Below are 20,761 nucleotides of genomic sequence, written 5' to 3' on the forward strand. Positions count from 1 at the left end.
TTGATTTGCTATTTCTGTTGCTCTGTCTATGCCATTTTTTATAGATAACTCCAGCCGGACAATACCATGTAAATCGTGATAGCCAAGTTGTTTATTAAAATGTTGAGAACTACCAGATTTTAAATACCATGAATACTGGGATCTATCTTTAATTTCAAAAATAGGTGTGCGCTGTCCTGGCAACAATTTCCATAGCAAAGCAGCATATTTTTCAGGCAGGTATTGTCTGTGCATTGTCTTAACATAGCCCAAGGTAAAAATGGGTGATTCATATCGCAATGATCCATCACGAATTACCAAGGTATCTGTATCTTTTATATTTAGTTTGCCTACTAGCTGTTCCTCTGCGGCTAACATGGCATTTTGGACAATTGCACCTCGTGCTTCAGGGGTATTAGGTTGATTGCTTTTAACAGCTTTATAGAGTAATTCGGCTTTGCTTCCCAAAGGGCAAGGAATGGGTGTTGATACAGCTTCTTGTTCGCCACCGAAACCCACAACTCGATGAATATCAATTTCCGGTTCTAGTAGATAACTGGCTTTGGGAATAGTTCTATCCACTACTACAGCACCTACAGCAATTGTGCCAAATACACCGTAGGTTATTGTGTTGCCATCGCCACCGACAAGTGCAGCATCTAGCCTTCTCCGCCCGTCGGTAAAGATCAGGCGATTAGGTAGCGATCGCGGATCTTGAGACTCAAAACTATCCCAATTATCAGTCTCTACTGTAGGGTTAACATCACTTTCTGAAAGCGCAATTTCTTCGCTGATTTGAATTGGTGGCTCATAGTCATTACCCCAGGGTTCGAGGCGAAAGTTATGCGATCGCCAGAAGTTACTTACATAATTCTCCTCATGCATTACTTTGTGGGTTGCTTAGAAATAGTGTGTTTTTAACATTACCAGTTATAAACCAATAATACCAATTTACGCCTGATGTGATAAAAAATCCCATTATTCTATCAAAGTTTCCACGCTTACCCAAAGCATCGTCGTTGAATAAGTTACACACGCACGTTTTTATGCTTACTTAGCAAGACTTAAAGTGTTCCAAACAATAAAAACTACTTATTGCGATTGCCTCCGTCGGGCGCTCCTACCCTCTGCAATGACTTTTAGATTGATTCATTTCGCTCCTTTCCATACCCTGCGGGAAGGCTACACCTACGCAATGACAATTGTGCATTTTTTTCCTGGTGGTCTTCGCGCCATTTCTATGCTGGAATACATGGTTGTATCTGTATAATTTAAAACAGTTAAATCTGTGGTTTTGAAACGCTTTCACTCATTTTGTCAATAAAAATGATCTTGTGCATATCATATTAAGCCAAGCAGAGTAAGAATTAAACCACTTTGAAGATTTTTGTCTCTATTGTTCCGTAGTAAAACAATTTGCAATAAATTTTTGTATAAAAAATACATCCACTAAATGTAGTAAAGTATTTCAGAGCAGTTGAGGCATAAGTTTACCGACTTTATTCCAGTAAAATCACTGTTATTTTTTTATTTTAGAGAGGCTATGATTGCAGGTATAATAAATGTATTAATATATAGTGTTTAAGAGCTTACAAACTAAATATTTATCACAAGACTGCTAATAATCAACCAGCTATTAGTTGGCAATCTTGTTTTGCTGTTCTTCGGTTATTGACAGAGTTGGCATGGGAGAAATTTTAAATTAGCTGCGAGCCACTTGCTTTACAGTTAACAACGCTTATTAACGGTTATACCAAACCGTTGCCCTTGATCACTGTATGACATAGGGGATACTACAGACGTGCCTAAAGATAACGGTAGGGTTTGTGGCGAAGTATTTCCCTGTACGCAATTAATTAACTGAAATTATTTTTATTTGGTGAGATGCCTGATCGCCTGCTGCTGCTAGATGATTTAAAAAACGCAAATACCCCAGAACAAGTCGCAGCACTATTCCAAAAGCTCGGCTACAACGTCGTTTGCCAAATGTTAGATGTTGAGCTTTTGGAACTGTCAGAGCGCAGCGTTCAAGCTGTAAATCAGGTCTACTTAATTGCAAATCAAGGAAATGCAGAGTTACAGGTGATTTTGTTTCAGCTACATCCTTATGAGTGGACTTCTTTTAATGCTGTTACCCATAGAATGCAGGCGATCGCTAACAGTATTTGTCAACGTGATTCTTCTTTTTTGTTGTTAGCCACAAAAGATTATAAACAGTTGATGCTTGTTAGTCCTCACTACCAGCTCAATACTCAGATGGATTTAAAGGTCAATATTCAGAAATATTTAATTAATATTGCTGATCCTAATTATTATGACCTCAACCGATTAGAAAAAATAGCCGCTCGGCTACTTAATCCACAAACACTTCACCGCATTCAGCATGAAGCACTCAACTTTAAAGAACCATCAAAAAAATATGAATTTCAGGATACAGTTAGTTGGTATTTACAAAAAATTGGTCGAATTAAACTTTTAAAACCAGATGAAGAGATTATTTTAGCTCGCCAAGTAGCGCAATTAGAAGAAATACAGAAGATTATAAAAAAACTTGAAAAACAACTTCATAGACCTCCACAAGAGGAAGAAATTGCTTCAAAAATTGGCATATCTACCTTAGCACTAAGTCAGCGCATATATTATGGTAAATTAGCTAAAAACCAGCTGGTACAGGCAAACTTGCGGCTAGTATTCTCAATTGCTAAAAACTATACAAATCGGGGATTAGAACTTCTAGATTTAATTCAAGAAGGAAATTTAGGATTAATTAAAGCAGTTGAAAAATTTGATTATACCAAAGGTAATAAACTATCAACTTATGCCACTTGGTGGATAAAACAGATGATACGAATAGCAATAGCTAATCAATCTCGTACTATTCGTCTACCTGTTCATCTATGGGAAAAAATTTCCTTAGTGAAGAAAACAGCTAAGTTACTTACTCAAGAAATAGGCCGTATTCCTAAACAAAAAGAAATTGCTGCTACTTTAGGAATGACAGATGAAAATTTACAATCTCTGATTAAATATACTTTACCAACAACTTCCTTAGATACGCCAATTGGTACTGAAGAGGATACTATATTAGTAGACATTATTGAGTCTTCTGGAGATACACCAGAAGATTGGATGCTGAAAAGTTTTTTAATAGATGAATTAGAAAGTTTTTTAGAAATACTCAAACCTCGTGAACGTAAAATTTTGGAAATGCGTTATGGTTTAGATGATGGCTATGAAAAAAATTTAGCAGAAATTGGCCGTAAAATTAACATAAGTCGTGAACGGGTTCGCCAAATTGTCAACAAAACATTAAATACCTTACGACTGTCACAACCAAGAAAAAGGATAAAACAGGAATTTATTGATGAACATAAAATCTCTCAATCTCTCACCAGCCCATTGGTTTTATCGAGTGTTTTATCCAATATAGAAAACCTCAAAGATGCCAATGTAAATAATAAATTACAGACTGTTGATATACAAATCCATCTCACCCAAGAAAATCAAATCATGGAAATTAATTCTACCAATTTAACCGAACAATTTGCTTCTTTAGAACAGACATTTCATCAACTATCTGAGCAATTAATTAAAGCAGCTAAAGCACTGCAAAATCCTGGTATTCCTTTAGCCGAAGATTTAATTTTACAACTAAATCAATGCCAAAAAGATTTTATACAGTTGCAAAATATCACACTGAAATTAGCAAAACGTTCTCAAATATCTTCCCAGGCAAACACTGATACAATTTCTTCTCTGACAGACATCAAAGACTTGATACAAACTATTACAGATTCAGAAAATGAAAAGTTGAAACTTGAGAAATTACGCTCTGACGCTTTGAGAGTTTTACAGCGAGTATTGGCAATATCCCATCAAATAGATAATGATTTTCACCCTTTAAAAGATTGTCGGGTAAAAGCCCAAGAACTTTATAAAGTAATTTCACAATCACAAAGTTATGAAAATTCAGAGATTCAAAGTTTAGCAGATGGTAATCATCCATTCTCGAAATTAGTTACCTTGATTGAGGTTCGCGAGTCCGCAGACTATCAACGGTTGGAAGAATTACGGTCTACTGTAACTCAAGGTTTAGGGATGCCTCTAGCTTTAGCAGCATTAACAGGAGGACTTATAATCCGAGAGGAATCCATCCCAGAATTACCTTTAAATTTTAGCACTGAAGTAGATGAAGAAACCTCTAGCTTAAAGTCTTCTCCAGCAGCAAGATTAGAGGTAAATCAAAAAGCAAAAGAAGAGTCAAATGAAGGATATGCACAGCTAGAAATCGCATTACCTGAGCATCAAATTATAGTAAATTCCCAACCTATCGAAACATTAACGATAATTCCTGAAGAACCTGCTGAAAATAAACTTGAACAGAAAATTGAAAATCCGATATTAACCCAAGTTCACACTCATCAAAAGGCATTTGTAGAACCAGATGTCAAAGAAGACATAGAACCTCAATATCAACCTACATCAAAGGATATAGAACCAAAAAATATTACAACCACTAATGATCATGCCAATCAAGAGTTACTGGAACAACGTCAAAAAATTTGGCATTTACTAAGAGACAAAAAACAGAGCCTTGCTTATCATTTAGCACACTGCTTAGAAACTATCTACCCTGAATTTCACCCACATTTACCTTCAAAGATAATTCGTGGGGCAATTTTAGGTCTTCATGTACGTTATGATGCCGGATTAGAATTAGGACAAATCGCTAATAATATTAAAAGTGATTTTACCAACTTTAATGACGACTGTTTTGTAGATGAAGATAATGAATGGAATCAAGCAATTAGTTTATTATTAGTTACTGGTACATTGCGTCCAGCTTTACTTGCACCAAATACCAACGCTGCGGTAATTTTACACTCTCTTCGGTTGGGAGAAGGTTTAAATCAACTCTATAAATATTGCCAAATTATTGCCAAATACGGAAACCAACGTTTGGCTTTAGATATAACAGCTATCAAAAAAGTTATCAGCCAAACAGTATGGGAAAATGAATTAGCTGCTTTGCGTCAGGAAGTTGAAAATTGGTGGTCTCAAGCTCAAGTTTTAACCATGTCCTATGACACAGCTAAGGCAGTTTGGAATCAGTGGCTTCAGCCCAATCAACTTATTCATTCTCTGCTACTTCCTGTTAGGCAAAATGATGTGAGCAAGTTGGATATTGCCAAACAAAATATGCAACGATTATCCAATGAAACTCAGATTAATGAAGAAGTCAATCGGACACAGAGGGAAATTGGTCTTTTGAGAGCAAGTAGTGATGCTATCACAGGTAGAACTCTCAGTAAAATTCGCCAACAGGTTCGCAAAGCAGTTAATTTCGTGGATGAATGGATTAGACTGCAAGAATCAAACACAATCAAAAGTAATGATTATGCTTATAATCAAGCTCAACAATTGCAGAAAGAACTGGCAAATCTTCATCAAACTGTGTTAGAAGAACTAAATGTTTTTTACCATAAAAATTCCTCAGTTTTATTAACAGCAGGTATTGATTATTGTAGAACAGCAGTAGAGGATATTCGTGATCTTTTTGAAGAAACCAAGTCCTTACGAGCATTAGAACCGGAGATTAAGTATCTACTTCATGCTGAATTGCTGAAAATTCCTTCACTATTAATGGACTCTGACTGGCAACCAGAAATTAAAAAACCAGAATTATTAGCGCAAGAAATTATTAATCTGGTTACACAAAATAATTTTAGCTGGAAACAAGCTTTTAATTCACGAATTGAAAATAAAGACCACGAAGCTACAGAGAGAATTATTGAGTTTCTTCAAGAAGTATATCCAGAAAAATCTATTGATAGTGATCAACTCCAAAAACAAAGAGAGATAGAGATTAAGAATTGTCAGCAAGAATTAAAGCAAGCTGTCAATGATACTCGGAAATTACTGGAAGCAAATGTAGCTTTAGGTGTCATTAATGAAAATGATAGATTAGACTATGTAGCACAGATTGAAAGCATAGAAACTGCTATAACACAAACCTTACGGTTTGGGGCAAATATTTCTCATCTGCACCAAATAAGTGACGAAATTCATACTAAACGTCAACAAGAAATTGATGAGAAGAGAAAAGAATTGAAAGACTTAATTGACAAAATAGGTCTAGATAATACTGCATATGATCGAATTAGCGGTGTATTAGATAAAGGTGATATATTCACTGCCAATGAATATATAAACATGGTGCAGCAAAATAGGCAAATACCTGAAGTAGAAAATCGGAGAGAGGTTTTTAAAGACTTCTTTAATAAGGAGAATTATACTTCTCTAGAAAAAGAACTTGAACCTGCTGATCTTAATCGAACAGCTAGACGTGAGATAATTTTGAATATTTCTAAGAGCAGAAATATTGGGCTATTGCATATGCAACAAGTACCAGGCGCTCAAGCAAAAAAAGCTTCTGAAATGCTTGAATCTTGGTTTAAAACTAAGACAGCTAAGAAGGCAGATTCAGAAGAAGATGTTCGCCCAATTCTGAGCAATCTAGGTTTTAATACAGGAAATATCAATATCAAACAAAAAGATAATTACACTTGGATTAATATTACTACTAAACCAATTCAAGAGAAAAATAGTTGTCCTGTTCCCGCTTTTGGTTCAAAAGCAAACGGTAACTATCGTATTCTCTGTGTCTGGCATAGGCCATCAGAAGAAGAAATTCTCAATGCTATTGGGGATACGTCTCATGGTTGCCCAGTTCTTGTGTTCCATTTTGGACGAATGACAGAAAAAAAACGCAGAGACTTAGCTCGTTTGAGTCGGGAGCGTCGCCGCACTTTTATTGTCATAGATGATATTGTTATGTTGTATCTGTGCGGAGAAAGAGGGGTACGTTTACCAGTATTATTTGACTGTACCTTACCCTTCACTTTTCTAGAACCTTATACGACTACAGCAAGTGAGTTTGTTCCTGAGATGTTTTATGGGCGGGAACAAGAACGGCAATCCATAATTCACCCAATGGGATCTTGTTTAATTTATGGAGGACGGCAATTAGGTAAAACAGTTTTACTGCGTTACGTTCAGAGAGATTTTAACGCTCTCAATCAGGAATATAGAGCGGGATTTTTAGATATTAAACAAGTTGGAGCAGAGAAACCACTAGATGAAATTTGGTCTTGTATTATTAGTAAGTTGGAGGAAATGAATATCTTCGATGCCAAGCGGCGTAATCTTCCCAACTCCAAAACTTTACAGCAAATTAAAAGCTGGTTAGAACTGAACAACCAAAGACACATTTTACTGTTGTTGGATGAGGCAGATAATTTTTTGGAAGCAGACAGCAAAGAAGGTTTTCCTCGATGCGATGAATTGAGAAGATTAATGTTGGAGACAAACCGACGTTTTAAAGTAGTTTTCGCTGGATTACATAACGTGCTGCGAACCACAAAACAAGTCAACCATCCTTTGGCTCACTTTGGCACTCCCATTTGTATTGGACCATTGTTAAAGAATGGCGAAATGCGAGAAGCAAGAGCTTTAATTGAACGACCATTTGCCAGCGTAGGTTATCGCTTTGAATCTCCTGATTTGGTAACACGAATTCTGTCCCAAACTAACTATTATCCCAGCCTTATACAGCTTTATTGTCAACAACTTCTCAAGCACGTTACCAACCCTGATGTTGCAAATTTCAATACTAAAGATAGTCCACCTTATGTAATTACTTCGCAACAAGTTGATGATGCTTACAATAACCAAGACTTGCGTAAAGCTATCCTAGATCGATTTTTGTTGACTTTACAACTAGATCAGCGATACGCAGTAATTGCTTATGCCATTGCCTTTAGTTCTATCAACAGTGACAAAGGAATGGTAAATGGATTTAATGTTTCTTGGATTAGAAATGAAGTGCTTACTTGGTGGTATGAAGGTTTCCAAGGTTTATCATTAGATGAAATTCAGGTTTTGCTAGAAGAAATGGAGGGATTAGGGGTTTTACGTAGAACTAATACAGGTAGTTTCACCTTGAGAAGTCGCAATGTATTGTTGTTAATGGGAACTCAGGAGGAAATTGAAGCCACACTTTTACAACATCGGGAATTACCCCTAGAATATGAGCCTTCTAATTTTCGTTCAGTTATTGGTATCAAGGACAATTTTCAGCGCAGTCCCTTAACCGCCCAACAGGAATCAAAACTGTTATCTCCTGAAAATGGAGTCTCTATTATATCTGGAACTTTAGCAGCAGGAATTGAAGATTTAAAGCTGTATCTAGAATCAGTTTTGAGTAAAAAGAACGAATATTCCTATTACTATTGGGAGGATCTGTTTTCTCAAGAAGATTTTGCTCAACGTCTAAAGTTGCGAATAAGTAAACGCCCACAAGATTGTATAACCATGATTGTTATATCCGCAATTTGTTCCTGGAATCATCATTGGGTTCAAGAAGCAAGAGAGCAAATTAAAAGATTAAGATCACAAACTTCTTTTGTGCAGGTAGTTTTTGTGGCTACTCCTCAAAACTTGTGGCAATTATTAAACAATAAACACACGGAGTTTAATGACCTGAATAGTCTAACTAAGTTGACTTTAAAACCTTGGCATGATGTTACACTACGACAATGGCTAGAAGATTGCAATTATCCGAGTGATAAAGAATCCCGTGCAAAAATTACCGCCGTGACGGGAAATTGGCCAGAACTTATTTACAGGTTTTATCACCATTCTCAATCTCATCTACACAACTGGGAGCTTCATCTAGAAGGATTAAAAGAATCGTTAAATGACTGGCAAGAGGCAAGAGACTTTATTACTGTACAATTAGGAATTGACCGCTACGAACAAAAGAAGGTATTACGAGCTTTAGCTGATTGGTGTCAAACTCCGGAAGATAGCATTTCTACTGATGAATTAGTAGATTTAAACGATGATATTCAACCAGATATTGTGAGAAAAGTTTTACTTTGGGCAGACCTACTAAATCTAGTCATTCCTGTACGTAAGAAAAAAGAACATCAAGAATACTGGCGTATTGCACCAGTAGTTGGTCGTCTCCTCGAAGCTATGGAAGATTAATATCCAGAAGCAGCAATTGATTTGCATAGTGTGGACAATTCTTGAAATAGTTATGCGGAGAATTGTCCTGTATTTATGCTTTAACTTGTCAAAATATAAAATTTCGTAAATTATGGCACTCCCAGATTATATAGACAATAATCAAAAGACACTTGAAGAAGTTTTGAAAGAACTTATTTTAAATGAAAGCCAAACAAACCTAGATATTGCTACTGGATATTTCCGTATTGAAGCGTGGATAACTCTAGAACAAACTTTCAATACCTTAACAAACCTACGCTTGCTCATTGGTCGTGACCCCACAATTCGACCCGCAGAAAGAGATCGCATTGACCTGTCACGATACTTTCGGCTTGATGTTCAGAAGCAGCTAGAGTCTGAGAAATACAAGCTTAAATATAAGCAGCAGATTGACCGTTTGATTGAATACTTACAGCAAGACCATATTCAAGTTAGACTTTATGGAGTGATTGGTGAAGGTGTGCAATTTCTCCACGCTAAAGCCTACATATTTGATGATTATAGCATTATCGGTTCTAGCAACTTTACTCCTGCTGGATTGAGGGGGAACACAGAGTTAAATGTATTAAATAAAATAACAGTAATCGCCCAAGACCTTCGTAGCCAGTGGTTTGAGAAATTCTGGAATGACAAAAGTGTTGACCAAGGTTATAAAGCCAAACTAATTGATGCTTTGAATGCCTCAAAATTTGGCAGTAAACCTTACACACCCTATCAGGTATTTTTAAAAGCACTTTATGAACTTTTCAAAGAAGATTCCTTACCAGAGGGGAACATTCGCACCAGCCTAGAATTAGCTAATTTCCAACAGGAAGGCTTTGAGCGGGCAGTCAGGTTACTGGAACGCCACCGGGGCTGTATAGTGGCAGATGCCGTAGGTTTAGGTAAGACTTACATAGGTTTGCGGGTGCTTGACCACTACCTGATCAAAGACAGACAACCCGGTTATGTGCCTCGCGCACTAGTGGTATGTCCAGCCCAGTTGCGGGATTTGGTGTGGCGGAAAAAGCTGGATGAGTACGGAATTAAAGCTGACGTGGTTTCCCAAGAGGAAATTAGCCGTAAAACCTTCGACCTCCGCCGCTACAACAAGTATGACATCATTGTTGTAGATGAGTCACATAACTTTCGTAATAGTGCAACAAACCGATATCGAAATTTACAAAAGCTCCTTGGCAGCGGTAAGCGAAGTAAGCGAGTGTTGCTATTAACTGCAACGCCAATCAATACCAGTATTTATGACCTTTACCATCAAATTTTATTGCTGCCATGTAGTACAGAAACATATTATCGAAAATATGGAATACCCCATCTCAAAACTTACTTTAAAGCCTTGGCGAAAGGTGAAGAGGAAATTACTGAACTATTGTTCCAAACAATGGTAAGACGTTCTCGCCAAGATGTAATAAAACGACAGTTAGCTGGTGAAGAAATTTACATTGCTGGTCAAAAGATTCGCTTCCCAAAACGCAAATTACAGCAGTTTACCTATAATTTTGAGGCAAGCTTTCAAGGGTTTTATGCCGGGATTGCTAATCAAATTGACGAGTTGCACCTAGCCCCTTATAACATCAAAGGCTTTAAGAAGCAGAAAAACAAGCAAGAAGAAGATGAGGTAAAGCGCAATGATGCTCTTGTTGCCCTAATGAAATCACTTTATCTGAAGCGTTTAGAAAGTTCGCTGATTGCTTTTGAAAGCAGTATACGCAATCAGAGGAATTTTCAAGAAAGGTTTTTTAGCTTGCTACAACAAGGCAAACTTCTAGATAGCCATAATTTTCGCAAAATTTTAACCGCAGAGACAGATGAAGAGGAGAGCAGTTCAGTAGAAGATTTAATCGATTCTTTAAATGAAATAGAGCCTCAAGACTACCACATTGAAAAATTACAATCACAGATTAAATCTGACCTGGGTATTCTCAATGGGATTATGAATACACTTTTACAAATTAGAAAAGATGTAGAACTAGGAAGGGATTATGATTGCAAGCTAACAGCATTCAAACAAGTTTTGTCTACAGAACTTAAGGGACAGAAAGTTCTTGTTTTCAGCTATTTCAAAGATACAGCCAATTATTTATACAACCAGTTACTTTCAGATCAAGACTGGTTAAAGGCGATGGCGATAGATGGTCGAAAGCCTACAATTGATAAAATCACTGGTGAAACTCCTGGCAAACAAAGGGAAGAAAAAGTTAAGCGTTTCGCACCCAAGGCAAATGGTCAAAGTGAGGATGATCAGCAAAATTTCCCAAGTCAAGAAATTGATATTCTTATCTGTACTGACGTTCTATCGGAAGGTCAAAATTTACAAGATGCTGGTGTTTTAGTTAATTATGATCTGCATTGGAATCCAGTGCGAATGATTCAGCGTGCCGGTCGAATTGACCGTTTAGGTACTAATTATGAAGAACTGTTTATTTATAACTGCTTTCCAGAAGAAGGCTTAGAAGATTTACTGGGATTGGTAGCACGATTGCAAGCTCGGATTGCCATGATTAGTGAGAATGTGGGATTAGATGGCAGCGTTTTAGGAGAAATAATTTCCGAAAAATCATTGGAAGAATTATATCGACTTAAGAAAGCAATTAGTGATGCGGATAAAGAAGCAATCCTAGAGGAACTTGAGCAAACAGCCGATTTGGTGTCATTGGATGAAATGCGTTTGCCTTTATTAGAATTTTTCCAGCTAGAAGGTGAGCAAGCAGCAGAAGAAATCCCACTAGGCATTCACAGCACACGCCATTTCTATATTCCTGAAGCCGAAAACGGGGGAATATTTCTAGCGTTTCGTGCTAAAGATGAACACTTCTGGCACTTTTATCCCCGTATTAACGGTGTGATTTCTTTCAATCCAGACAAAATAATTACCAATAAGCTTCAAATCTTTAACTGGCTCAAGTGTAAAGCTAATGACTTTCCCCCTCCAGAACAACTGCTGCCAGCGAAGTTTGATGACTCTATCTTTGATGTTTTGGATGCTGCTGTCTGCAACTTAATGACATTGTTCAGAAAGCAAGAAACTAGCAATATTTTAAAGCCTAAACTTAGTAAGCCTTTACAAAAAATTCATCAAGCTTTGATTCAGTTTAATCCTATAGATGAAGACGCGGTATACCAAGAAGCGAAGCGACGAATATTAAAAGTTATTACCACAGTTAACCTTCGTATCTACGAGCGGGACTTGAAACTAATTTGGGAAAAATTCGCTCATAAAAAAGACTTAAATGCTCTGGTTTTTGAACTAGATGAGTTCTTTGTTGAACAAGACCAATATCACGAAATTGATGAAGAGGCAGAATTCAACCCATCAACAGTGATTAAGGAAGAGGATATTCAGCTTGTTTGTTACCAGTGGTTTAAACCAGAATAATGAGCCTGCTACCTGGGTGTCCGCTTAGGCTAAATAAAGGGTTATTTTTACAAAATTTTACAAGGTTGCCCCTGGTTGCACGAACCTTCTATTTACGCCAATTTAGATACCATCGTTTCCCAACTCCAAGAACGCTTTCAACAACAATGTCGCTATACCATTCGCTATCAAAGCAAACCAGGACAAGCACGCATCTGGGATATTGACCGCTCAGAATTAAGACTCCATGACGGCACTCTCTACTTATTTGCATTTGTACCTGACTGGCGTTCTTACCGATTTGACTATTGGCCTAATATCGACCAAAATTTGATTTTCCGACTAGATAAAATTTTCGATGTTAGCCCTATAGATTGTTTAGGTATAATTTAGTTAGTTCCAAAAATCCTGTAAATGAAGAGGGTTCCGAGTGCAGAGTATTTCCCACCAAAAACTAAAATTAAATTATCCCCTGCATAAATAAAAACATGGTTATTCCAGAACTTGAAAAACAACTTCTTCAACTTTCCCCCAACGATAAACTTTACATTATCCAGCTACTAGCACAAAGCCTAACTATGGAAGATAAAAATAACAAAACCCTTCCAGAACAACCTAGTAAACTTTCCGAATTTTTTCGTCAATCTCCTTTAGCTGAAGTAGCTGAAGAATTAGACCTGAGTAGAGATACCAGTTTACCCCGTGATAGTTTCATCCCATGACTTATCTTCTTGATACTTGCTTAATTTCTGAAACTATTACTAAACAACCAAATCAACAAGTTTTAAACTGGCTAGATGCCCAACTTCCAGAAACACTTTACTTGAGTGTAATTACAATTGGTGAAATTGCTAAAGGTATCAATAAACTTCCTATATCTAAACGGAAAGAATCTCTAACGAAATGGTTAAATGAAATCCTACCCCATCGCTTTGAAAACAGAATTTTAGGTCTGGATATTGCCACAATGGTGTTATGGGGAAATCTAGTTGCAGAATTAGAACAAAATGGACGACCTTTACCTGCTATGGATTCTCTCATTGCCGCCACCGCATTACAAAATTCTCTCACCCTTGTTACCCGTAACGAAAAAGATTTTGCTGGTACTAAAGTTGTAATTATTAATCCTTGGAATTTCTAAATGGGAAATTTTCAACCAATTTAGGATTCATTATTCTAACCTCAGTTCGGGTTAAGGTTATTTTTGGAGTTACTCAACGAGAGAATAGACTTTTCAGCCTATGAAATAATCAGGGTTTTAGCTTATCCCAAACTCACGTTATTCTAACGCCTCTTGTAAGGCACATTTAATAAATCAATCGCCCGTTTCTTCGCATCTTCCCCGCGCCTATCATACTTACTCGTAGTATTAGTTGACGCATGACCAGCCAACTTAGATACCGTAACAATATCTGCACCCCCATCCAACAAATCACTAATAAAAGTCCTGCGGAAATCATGGGGCGTAAACCCTTCTTCCACTCCCGCAGCTTCCCCTCGGCGTTGCAATGCCCGCAGTACCCCCTGCTCACTCATCCGCCGTTGTATAACTTTATTCCCCTTATCCAACGGATAAAATAAAGGACCCGCTTCCTTACCCCGAACCAGCAACCAATCCTGCACCGCCCGGACTCCAGCTTCCGGTAAGTAAACAATGCGCTCACTCCGTCCCTTAGCTTCCCGTATCGTCAGTGACCGACTGCGCGGCTTAAAATCGCTCAAATCCAGATGCGTTATCTCAGAACGCCGCAATCCCACCGTCAAAATTGCCAACAGCGCCGCATCCCTCGCCCCTAAATTCGAGTTATCTTGAATACAATTCTCCCACAGGGCAGCAATTTCTTCTCCATCCAGCGCCCGTCCCTTGAGTAAACTTTTACCCCGCACAGACTGAATATCAGTAGCCCGGCCATAGTCCTCGGTAGACATTAACCCCAACCGCCATGCTTCCTGCAACACCCGCCGCAGCGCACACAACATTTTATTTGCCATTGCTGGACTGTATTTTTCCATCAGCACTGACCTCACTGCTGCCGTATGCTGATATCGCAACTTTGCCCAGTCCAAAGTTTGAGCATCACAACTATCATTGGTTAACAGGCGGGCGATCGCATTTAGTGCCTCCCGCATTGTCCGCCGAGAACCCTCACCCAGAGAAGCCAGATATACTTGAGCCGGGTGCATGGTGATAGGTACTGGCTCTGTTAACGCCAGCGATTCTTTTGAAAAATTGGAATTTGCGATTGCCTCTGGAGCGGCCTCGCCCATCGCATTGTTGTTCACGGTCATCTCACACCCCCTGGAGACTCCCGCCACACCGGAACGGTTGGCGGTGAGAGGATGTCATTTATCTTCCCTAAAATGCTGCTGTTCTTCAACCAATTGTTACAAAACAGAGCCGGAAAATTAAGATATATTGCGAGAACACCTTTTCTCTCTATCTTTATTAACTCAAAAGTGGATATTCACTATTTATTTGGTGGGCAAGTTTTCCTCTTGAGTTGAATATTGGGTTAATGGTGACATCTTGAGTGGGGAATTTAAGGCTAAGATGGTAGTTACATTCGTAATTACATTGGCTTCCGTTTCATGATACAAACCTTAAAATTACGCAAAATTGGTAATTCAGTAGGGGTGACATTTTCTAAAGAGTTGTTAGAAAAGCTCAACCTTAGAGAAGGGGATACCCTATTTGTCACGGAAACTGAACATGGACTCCAGCTTAGTCCTTATGACCCTGAGTTTGAGAAAGCGATGGCCATTTACCGGGAAGGTAGCCAGAAGTTTCGTCATGCGTTGAAGGAACTCGCCAAGTGAATGAACCGACCTGGCTGACAGAACAGATGGTGCTTGCTATCCATGAGGATTTGATTTCTCAGTATAGCGGTTTATCTGGGGTGAGAGACCAGGCATTATTAGAAGCGAGTTTAGCTCGTCCTCGGCATCGGTTTTCTTATCAACCGGAGGTTTCGCTTTTGGAATTGGCGGCGGCTTATGGTTTTGCTTTGTGTAAAAATCATCCGTTTGTTGATGGCAATAAGCGTACAGCTTTTATGGCAATGTATGTTTTTTTGGGGTTGAATGCTTATAGTTTCAATGCACCAGAGCCGGAGATAGTATTGGTGATGGAAAGTCTAGCTGCTGGGGAGATTGACGAAAATGCTTTGCAGGTGTGGTTAGCAAAATATGTCGAGCAATTGGGTTAATAACTGATATGAAGTGTTATGTTTGCAGTTGGGGTATTTGCGCTTGTGAGTGCCACGCATAAATGCCCACCCGTGTGTAGCGGCGCGATAGCGTGATGAGGAGAGCAGTAAAGGCTAGAATTCTAAAAGATGAGTGTTTAAATGTGAACTCGGTCGGCATAATGCCAAGTTTTGGCTGTACTCACTTGGGCGAGTTACTTAACATGGTTATCAGTCGCTTGATTTGACCAACCCGTTTGCGTTGATCATAGCGACGCTTTGCTTCTGTAGTGATTTTTTCTACAAGCTTGCTATCGGCACTTGCAACTGTCCAAGCTGCTTCTAGAAATACCTCAACTGTGATTCCTCTGTCTTTACAGAAGCGCGTTAATTCGTGATCTAGGTCTTTTTCTAGAACGATGGCTGAATGTCGTCGGGTTTCAGGATATTTTTCGAGTTCGGCTTGCAGTGAAGGGAGTGAGTTGAGGGATGCAGGAGTTGGGGTTGTTGGTTCGGTAACTGAAGTGGATGGTTGTAGTGAGTCCCTGTCGTCTGCGTTTGCTGGCATTAGTGTTTCTTGTTCTGGGGTTTGCGGTTCTAATTGTGGTTGAGGCACAAGCGTATCTTGGCGTGGTGGAACAGTTGGGCGGTTGCGTTTGTTGCGGAGTTGGTTGAGTACGTTATCTGACATTGTTATTTACTCCCAATTAACTTACCAATTTTTTCGATTAAGATTTCAAATGGGTATTCCAAGTCGGTGTATCCCAATTCACTGAGGGTTGCACGTTTGTTGATGGCTTGTTTGTAGCGTTCTGATTCCCGGATTGAAGGGAGAACCAAGCCAGCATCTACTTCGTCCCGCATTCCCTCTACCGCAGCCCGACTTTCTTGGGCTTGGGTGTTACCAAACCAACGGTCTCGAAATGGTAGGACACCTAATACTTCTGCATTCGTTGCGCCGACATCGCGCAAGCCACCCAGCAAATCAAGCGTCCGCACCAGTGAACCATAACCTTTGACCGATGCTTCTGCGGGGATGACCAAATAATCTGCTGCACCGATAACTGTCAAACAAATTTGCGACCTTTGGGGTGGTGCATCAATGATGCAGACTTTGAAGATTTTGGCGACAGCTTCTAACCGACGTTTCAGTAAGGTGGCACCAACTCCGCTATTAGATAAGTAGTCTTGTACAGTGTCGAGTTGGTCGTCGGCGGGGATGAGAAATAGATTGTCGTTATATGAGGTCGGGTAGATGCAGTCTTCTGGGGTAACTGTTTTTTTGAGGAACTCTAGTAAGGTGGGTTGGTTGGTTTCTAACTCGAATCCTAGATAGGTGGTGAGGTTGTGTTGGGGGTCGGAGTCGAGCATCAAGGTAGGAAACCCCTGACGTGATAGCAACCGACCCAGGAATAGGGCAGTTGTTGTCTTCCCCTGCCCTCCACTCAGGCTGGTGATGGTAATTGTCAGCATACATTTATTAAACTAGCTTTTTGCCTAATGATTAAGTAAATATTTTATCAAAGGCTAAAATTATTTATTTGGCTTTTGATAAATTTAGTCTTTTTTAAAATTAGCTTTTTACTTACTGAGAAGGATTAAGTAAACATTTTATTAAAGGCTAAAATTATTTATTTGGCTTTTGATAAATTTAGTCTTTTTTAAAATTAGCTTTTTACTTACTGAGAAGGATTAAGTAAACATTTTATTAAAAGCTAAAATTATTTATTTGGCTTTTGATAAATTTAGTCTTTCTTAAAATTAGCTTTTTATATTTTACGCTTTTCGCTGCTAACTTAACCACTTAGTTAGGCAGAGAAAAATCGAGTTTCATTTTTATCACTCCTGTAAGAAGGGCTAACAGCCAGAAATCTACGCACGCATTATTTATTGCAGCTAGTTGTAGCCCGATAGGGCTTCAGGGTCTAGGGATGAACCGGGATACTGGATCTGGGTAGGAAGCCACAAGTACGCGGAACTTGTGGTACTTCACTCTCATTAGTTTTTAGCTTTTTGGAAAAAACTAATTTTAGCTTTTTAGCTTTTATAGCCATCAAGATTAGGACATAAACTATAGCAGGTGACTCTTGACAGTGCTAAAAGCCTTTGAGTGTCTAAGTTTTAGTTTTGGTTAATGTCCTAACCGCCTTGTCTACGGCTATATTAAAATACAGAAAAATATACAGTAGCGTTAGCTAGGTTTGACGCTCCCCGCCTTAAAAGGACGGGGATTCTTGTTTCAATGAGCAACCTTGCCCAAACTTGTTACCAAATCTGGGTAGAGGGTCATCTCTCCACAAGCGTTAACACTGAGCGAAGTCGAAGTGTTAAAAGTTTCCGTCCGCCCGACGGTACTTAAATCATAGCCAGTCTGTTTTAGTGCTTTCGCTAAAATGTTGATTGCGGCGTTGTGGTCACGATCAAGAACGCACCCACAGCTACAAACATGAGTTCTAACTGAAAGTGATTTTTTGACAGTTTCTCCACAATTAGAACAATTTTGAGAAGTATATTGTGGTGCAACTGGTACAACCACGCGCCCGTAAATCTTCCCAAAATATTCTAGCCATTGAGTAAACAGCGACCAACTAGCATCACTAATTGACTTGGCTAACTTGCTATTTTTAACCATATTTCTCACTTGCAGTTTTTCAAACGCCACTAAATCGTTAGATTTAACCACGCACAATGCTTGTTTTACAGCAAAGTCTTTACGTTGACGTGATACTTGCAAGTGTTTTCTACCAAGACGGTTAATAGCTTTTTTGCGATTATTAGAACCTTTTTTCTTACGACTAACTCTTTTTTGTAGCCGTTTCAAAGATTTCTCTGATTTACGCAAATATCTAGGATTGTCAACTTTTTCACCTTGAGAATCCGTATATAAGCTATTTAAACCAACATCTAATCCAACCGTTTTACCTGTTGGAGCAGTGTCAATTTTTCGTTCTGCATCCACGCAAAACTGTACATAATAACCGTCAGAACGTTTAACTATTCTGACTCTCTTTATTTGCTTGATTTGGTAAAAGTGTAAATCCCAAGTTCCAATTAACTTTAATTGACCTACGCCACATTTATCTGTAAATTTTATGTGTTTACGGTCATCTAAAAGTTTCCATCCACTTGATTTATATTCAACCGAACGGTTATTTTTTTGAAATTTAGGATATCCCTTTTTACCAGGAACTTTAGCTTTACAATTATCAAAGAATCGTTTAATCGCAAAAGCTGTTCTTTCTGCTGCTGCTTGTCTAGCCATTGAATTTAATTTATCAGCAAAATCAAATTCCGACGCTAATACAGCAGTATACTTATTAAGGTCGTAGGGTTTAACATTTTGATTGTCCATCCAAAACCGTAGGCACTTGTTACGAATGAACCTAGCTACGCGTATAGCCTCATCAATTCTTTGATATTGCTGTTTCGTACCTTTGGCTTTGAACTCGAAAACAATCATGTTTATTACCATTTCGACCTACTTCAAAAATAGGATTATTTAGGGAAACTGTCAATCCCTAAGCAGCTAAGTCAGGATTATGACTGCCCCTAAAGGGGCAAGCCGTTCGCCTACATCCACTGTTCCTTAGCACGGCAAAATATCTCCGCAGTTCGACAAGCTCACTGACCACCATGCTTCGATACTTTGCCGAGCGTGGTTTTGGCTCACTCGATTTTCTTATAAGTTACGCGCAAGTCTAAGAGCGTGTTCATTCCTCTGTTTTGTTACCGGACAGGATGATATAGTCCATCACCAGGGTGAAATTTCCAGCCAACGCCCATCGGGTCCCGATTCCTCGACCAACTGAGAAATTCCTGCTCAGTTTTGCTTTCCCTTTCAGCAATCAAACTTTGGGGAGTGACACCCAATCTCCGGGCAAGATTTTCATTGGCAAATGCTTGCAGTTCCACTGAGGGCATTTGGTAAGGATATGCTGACCGCCTATTTCGGGTTTGACCACCACCATTATATCTACCAGATGCTACAGCCCGTTCTAATTTTTCTAAATGTTTAGCAATGAGTTCCAGTTTTCTTTCCACTCCTTCACTTTGTTGGGAAAGCTGGGTTTCTATTTGCTCCAACTTCGCCTCTACGTGCTGCAATTCAGTGGTCGCTTCCACCACCATGCTGCTGTCAAACTGTGCTATCAATTCTTCTAATCCTTGCAGCAAGGCAATTGTATGTCCCTGTCTGTGTATTGTCGCTAATTGTCTTACTACTGGTATCAGTACAGTAGGTACGCGAATCATCTCGCTGGGTGGTGTTTTTTTAGCAGCACGGGAGGAGTTTACAGGCATTTGATATCTACATTCGATATCTACAACCTGATTTTAAACTGAAAGGGAGTGCAGCAGCGACAAAATATCTACTCAATTCGTCACTCGATTTTGGATTTACGATTACCGTTATATAAAACCTACTCAAATCTACCTATAGGAGAAAACTAATAAACCATCAATCGGCATTTTGGCAACCAAAATTTTACTATTAACGGCGTGGGTAATTCCTAACTTAGCTAGTTCATTATGACCTTGATCATTATGCCAAGTTGCTATACGCACATCGAAGAGTGATGGTATGTCTTCGGTCACCATCTCACGAAATTTTGGTTGACCAATCATAGTAATTTAATCGTCGTCAGGTTTTTTAATATCTACCTTCCATTCGTCTTCTATAAAATATACTACATATTCATCATATTCTGACTCTGGAGGTTGACCATGAGATGCTAAAACTTGTGCTTGTTGTATCTCCCCATTATTAGGTTCAATTTTTTCTAGATATAAATCAAATTCCCATTCATTCCGTAAATCAAAAATAAATTGTAAATGATTATTGTTCCTGGGGTATGTTGACTAATAGTTTGTTGTTGCAGTATTTGTTTTTTATCATCCGTGAGTGTTAGTTTTTCTCGGATGTGTTCTGGAATGAGAGAAAATACGTTAATCATCTGAGGTGAACAATGGTTTACAAGTTCAATTAGAGGAATAACCCGTAAGTAAGTTTTACGAGCCAAAAATTTTAATACAGCACACTGTTTAACCCACGATTCTTTATCAAGTGCAGTAGCTTAAGAGATGCCCCACTAGGCCGCTTTTGTCCTATTTCCCATTTTTGAACTGTTGAAGGACTTATATTCAAAATACGTGCAAAAACAGCTTGACTGACTTG

General features: G+C 38.7%; 16 protein-coding genes. 7 read left to right on the top strand and 9 right to left on the bottom strand.

Annotated elements, in window-relative coordinates:
• On the bottom strand, positions 1–864 hold an 864-nt coding region (locus H6F47_RS20830), incomplete at its 3' end, for a hypothetical protein (RefSeq protein WP_190650797.1).
• Between the two features lie 999 nt (positions 865–1,863).
• On the opposite strand from H6F47_RS20830, the gene H6F47_RS20835 reads away from it, so the two are divergent.
• The 5 genes from H6F47_RS20835 to H6F47_RS20855 all read left to right on the top strand — a co-directional run bounded on the left by H6F47_RS20835 (position 1,864) and on the right by H6F47_RS20855 (position 13,544).
• Entirely contained in the window at positions 1,864–9,030 is a 7,167-nt protein-coding gene (locus tag H6F47_RS20835; protein WP_190650799.1) for a sigma-70 family RNA polymerase sigma factor, read from the top strand.
• Between the two features lie 112 nt (positions 9,031–9,142).
• Entirely contained in the window at positions 9,143–12,424 is a 3,282-nt protein-coding gene (locus H6F47_RS20840; RefSeq protein ID WP_190650801.1) for a helicase-related protein, read from the top strand.
• Between the two features lie 75 nt (positions 12,425–12,499).
• Positions 12,500–12,796 carry a WYL domain-containing protein gene (locus H6F47_RS20845; protein WP_242027466.1) on the top strand — a complete coding sequence of 99 codons (297 nt, stop codon included), beginning with the start codon at positions 12,500–12,502 and terminating at the stop codon, positions 12,794–12,796.
• A 95-nt stretch (positions 12,797–12,891) separates the two neighbouring features.
• Complete coding sequence (locus tag H6F47_RS20850) at positions 12,892–13,125, top strand: hypothetical protein (RefSeq protein WP_190564949.1); 234 nt, start codon at positions 12,892–12,894, stop codon at positions 13,123–13,125.
• Complete coding sequence (locus H6F47_RS20855) at positions 13,122–13,544, top strand: type II toxin-antitoxin system VapC family toxin (protein WP_190650803.1); 423 nt, start codon at positions 13,122–13,124, stop codon at positions 13,542–13,544. Before H6F47_RS20850 ends, H6F47_RS20855 begins: the two co-directional genes overlap by 4 nt.
• A gap of 143 nt (positions 13,545–13,687) precedes the next feature.
• Here H6F47_RS20855 and H6F47_RS20860 read toward each other — a convergent pair whose 3' ends face one another.
• The gene (locus tag H6F47_RS20860) at positions 13,688–14,671 is read right to left on the bottom strand and encodes a site-specific integrase (protein WP_190650805.1); all 984 of its coding nucleotides are present in this window, start codon (positions 14,669–14,671) and stop codon (positions 13,688–13,690) included.
• A gap of 321 nt (positions 14,672–14,992) precedes the next feature.
• Here H6F47_RS20860 and H6F47_RS20865 point away from each other — a divergent pair, with 321 nt between their 5' ends.
• Together H6F47_RS20865 and H6F47_RS20870 are read left to right on the top strand one after the other, a co-directional pair.
• On the top strand, positions 14,993–15,220 hold the full coding sequence (locus H6F47_RS20865; protein ID WP_190650807.1) for an AbrB/MazE/SpoVT family DNA-binding domain-containing protein: 228 nt from the start codon (positions 14,993–14,995) through the stop codon (positions 15,218–15,220).
• Positions 15,217–15,609, top strand: a complete 393-nt coding sequence (locus tag H6F47_RS20870; protein WP_190650810.1) for a type II toxin-antitoxin system death-on-curing family toxin — start codon at positions 15,217–15,219, stop codon at positions 15,607–15,609. The genes H6F47_RS20865 and H6F47_RS20870 overlap by 4 nt, the downstream gene beginning before the upstream one ends.
• Before the next feature lie 181 nt (positions 15,610–15,790).
• Here the strand turns inward: H6F47_RS20870 and H6F47_RS20875 are convergent, their stop codons facing one another.
• From H6F47_RS20875 to H6F47_RS20905, 7 genes are all read right to left on the bottom strand, one after another.
• Positions 15,791–16,279 (bottom strand): hypothetical protein, encoded by a 489-nt coding sequence (locus H6F47_RS20875; protein ID WP_190650812.1) that lies wholly within the window; start codon positions 16,277–16,279, stop codon positions 15,791–15,793.
• Positions 16,280–16,281: 2 nt separating this feature from the next.
• Positions 16,282–17,061 (bottom strand): ParA family protein, encoded by a 780-nt coding sequence (locus H6F47_RS20880; protein ID WP_190650814.1) that lies wholly within the window; start codon positions 17,059–17,061, stop codon positions 16,282–16,284.
• A 766-nt stretch (positions 17,062–17,827) separates the two neighbouring features.
• Complete coding sequence (locus H6F47_RS20885) at positions 17,828–19,048, bottom strand: RNA-guided endonuclease TnpB family protein (RefSeq protein ID WP_190650816.1); 1,221 nt, start codon at positions 19,046–19,048, stop codon at positions 17,828–17,830.
• 266 nt (positions 19,049–19,314) lie between these two features.
• On the bottom strand, positions 19,315–19,887 hold the full coding sequence (locus H6F47_RS20890) for a hypothetical protein (RefSeq protein WP_190650818.1): 573 nt from the start codon (positions 19,885–19,887) through the stop codon (positions 19,315–19,317).
• Between the two features lie 129 nt (positions 19,888–20,016).
• Positions 20,017–20,211 (bottom strand): hypothetical protein, encoded by a 195-nt coding sequence (locus H6F47_RS20895; RefSeq protein WP_190564956.1) that lies wholly within the window; start codon positions 20,209–20,211, stop codon positions 20,017–20,019.
• Between the two features lie 155 nt (positions 20,212–20,366).
• Positions 20,367–20,606, bottom strand: coding sequence for a hypothetical protein (locus H6F47_RS20900; protein ID WP_190650821.1), 240 nt, complete (start codon positions 20,604–20,606; stop codon positions 20,367–20,369).
• Positions 20,607–20,611: 5 nt separating this feature from the next.
• Positions 20,612–20,761: helix-turn-helix domain-containing protein (locus tag H6F47_RS20905; protein ID WP_190650823.1), on the bottom strand; the 150-nt coding region annotated here is incomplete at its 5' end.

The organism is Sphaerospermopsis sp. FACHB-1094 (genome assembly GCF_014696195.1).
GTDB lineage: Bacteria > Cyanobacteriota > Cyanobacteriia > Cyanobacteriales > Nostocaceae > Sphaerospermopsis > Sphaerospermopsis kisseleviana.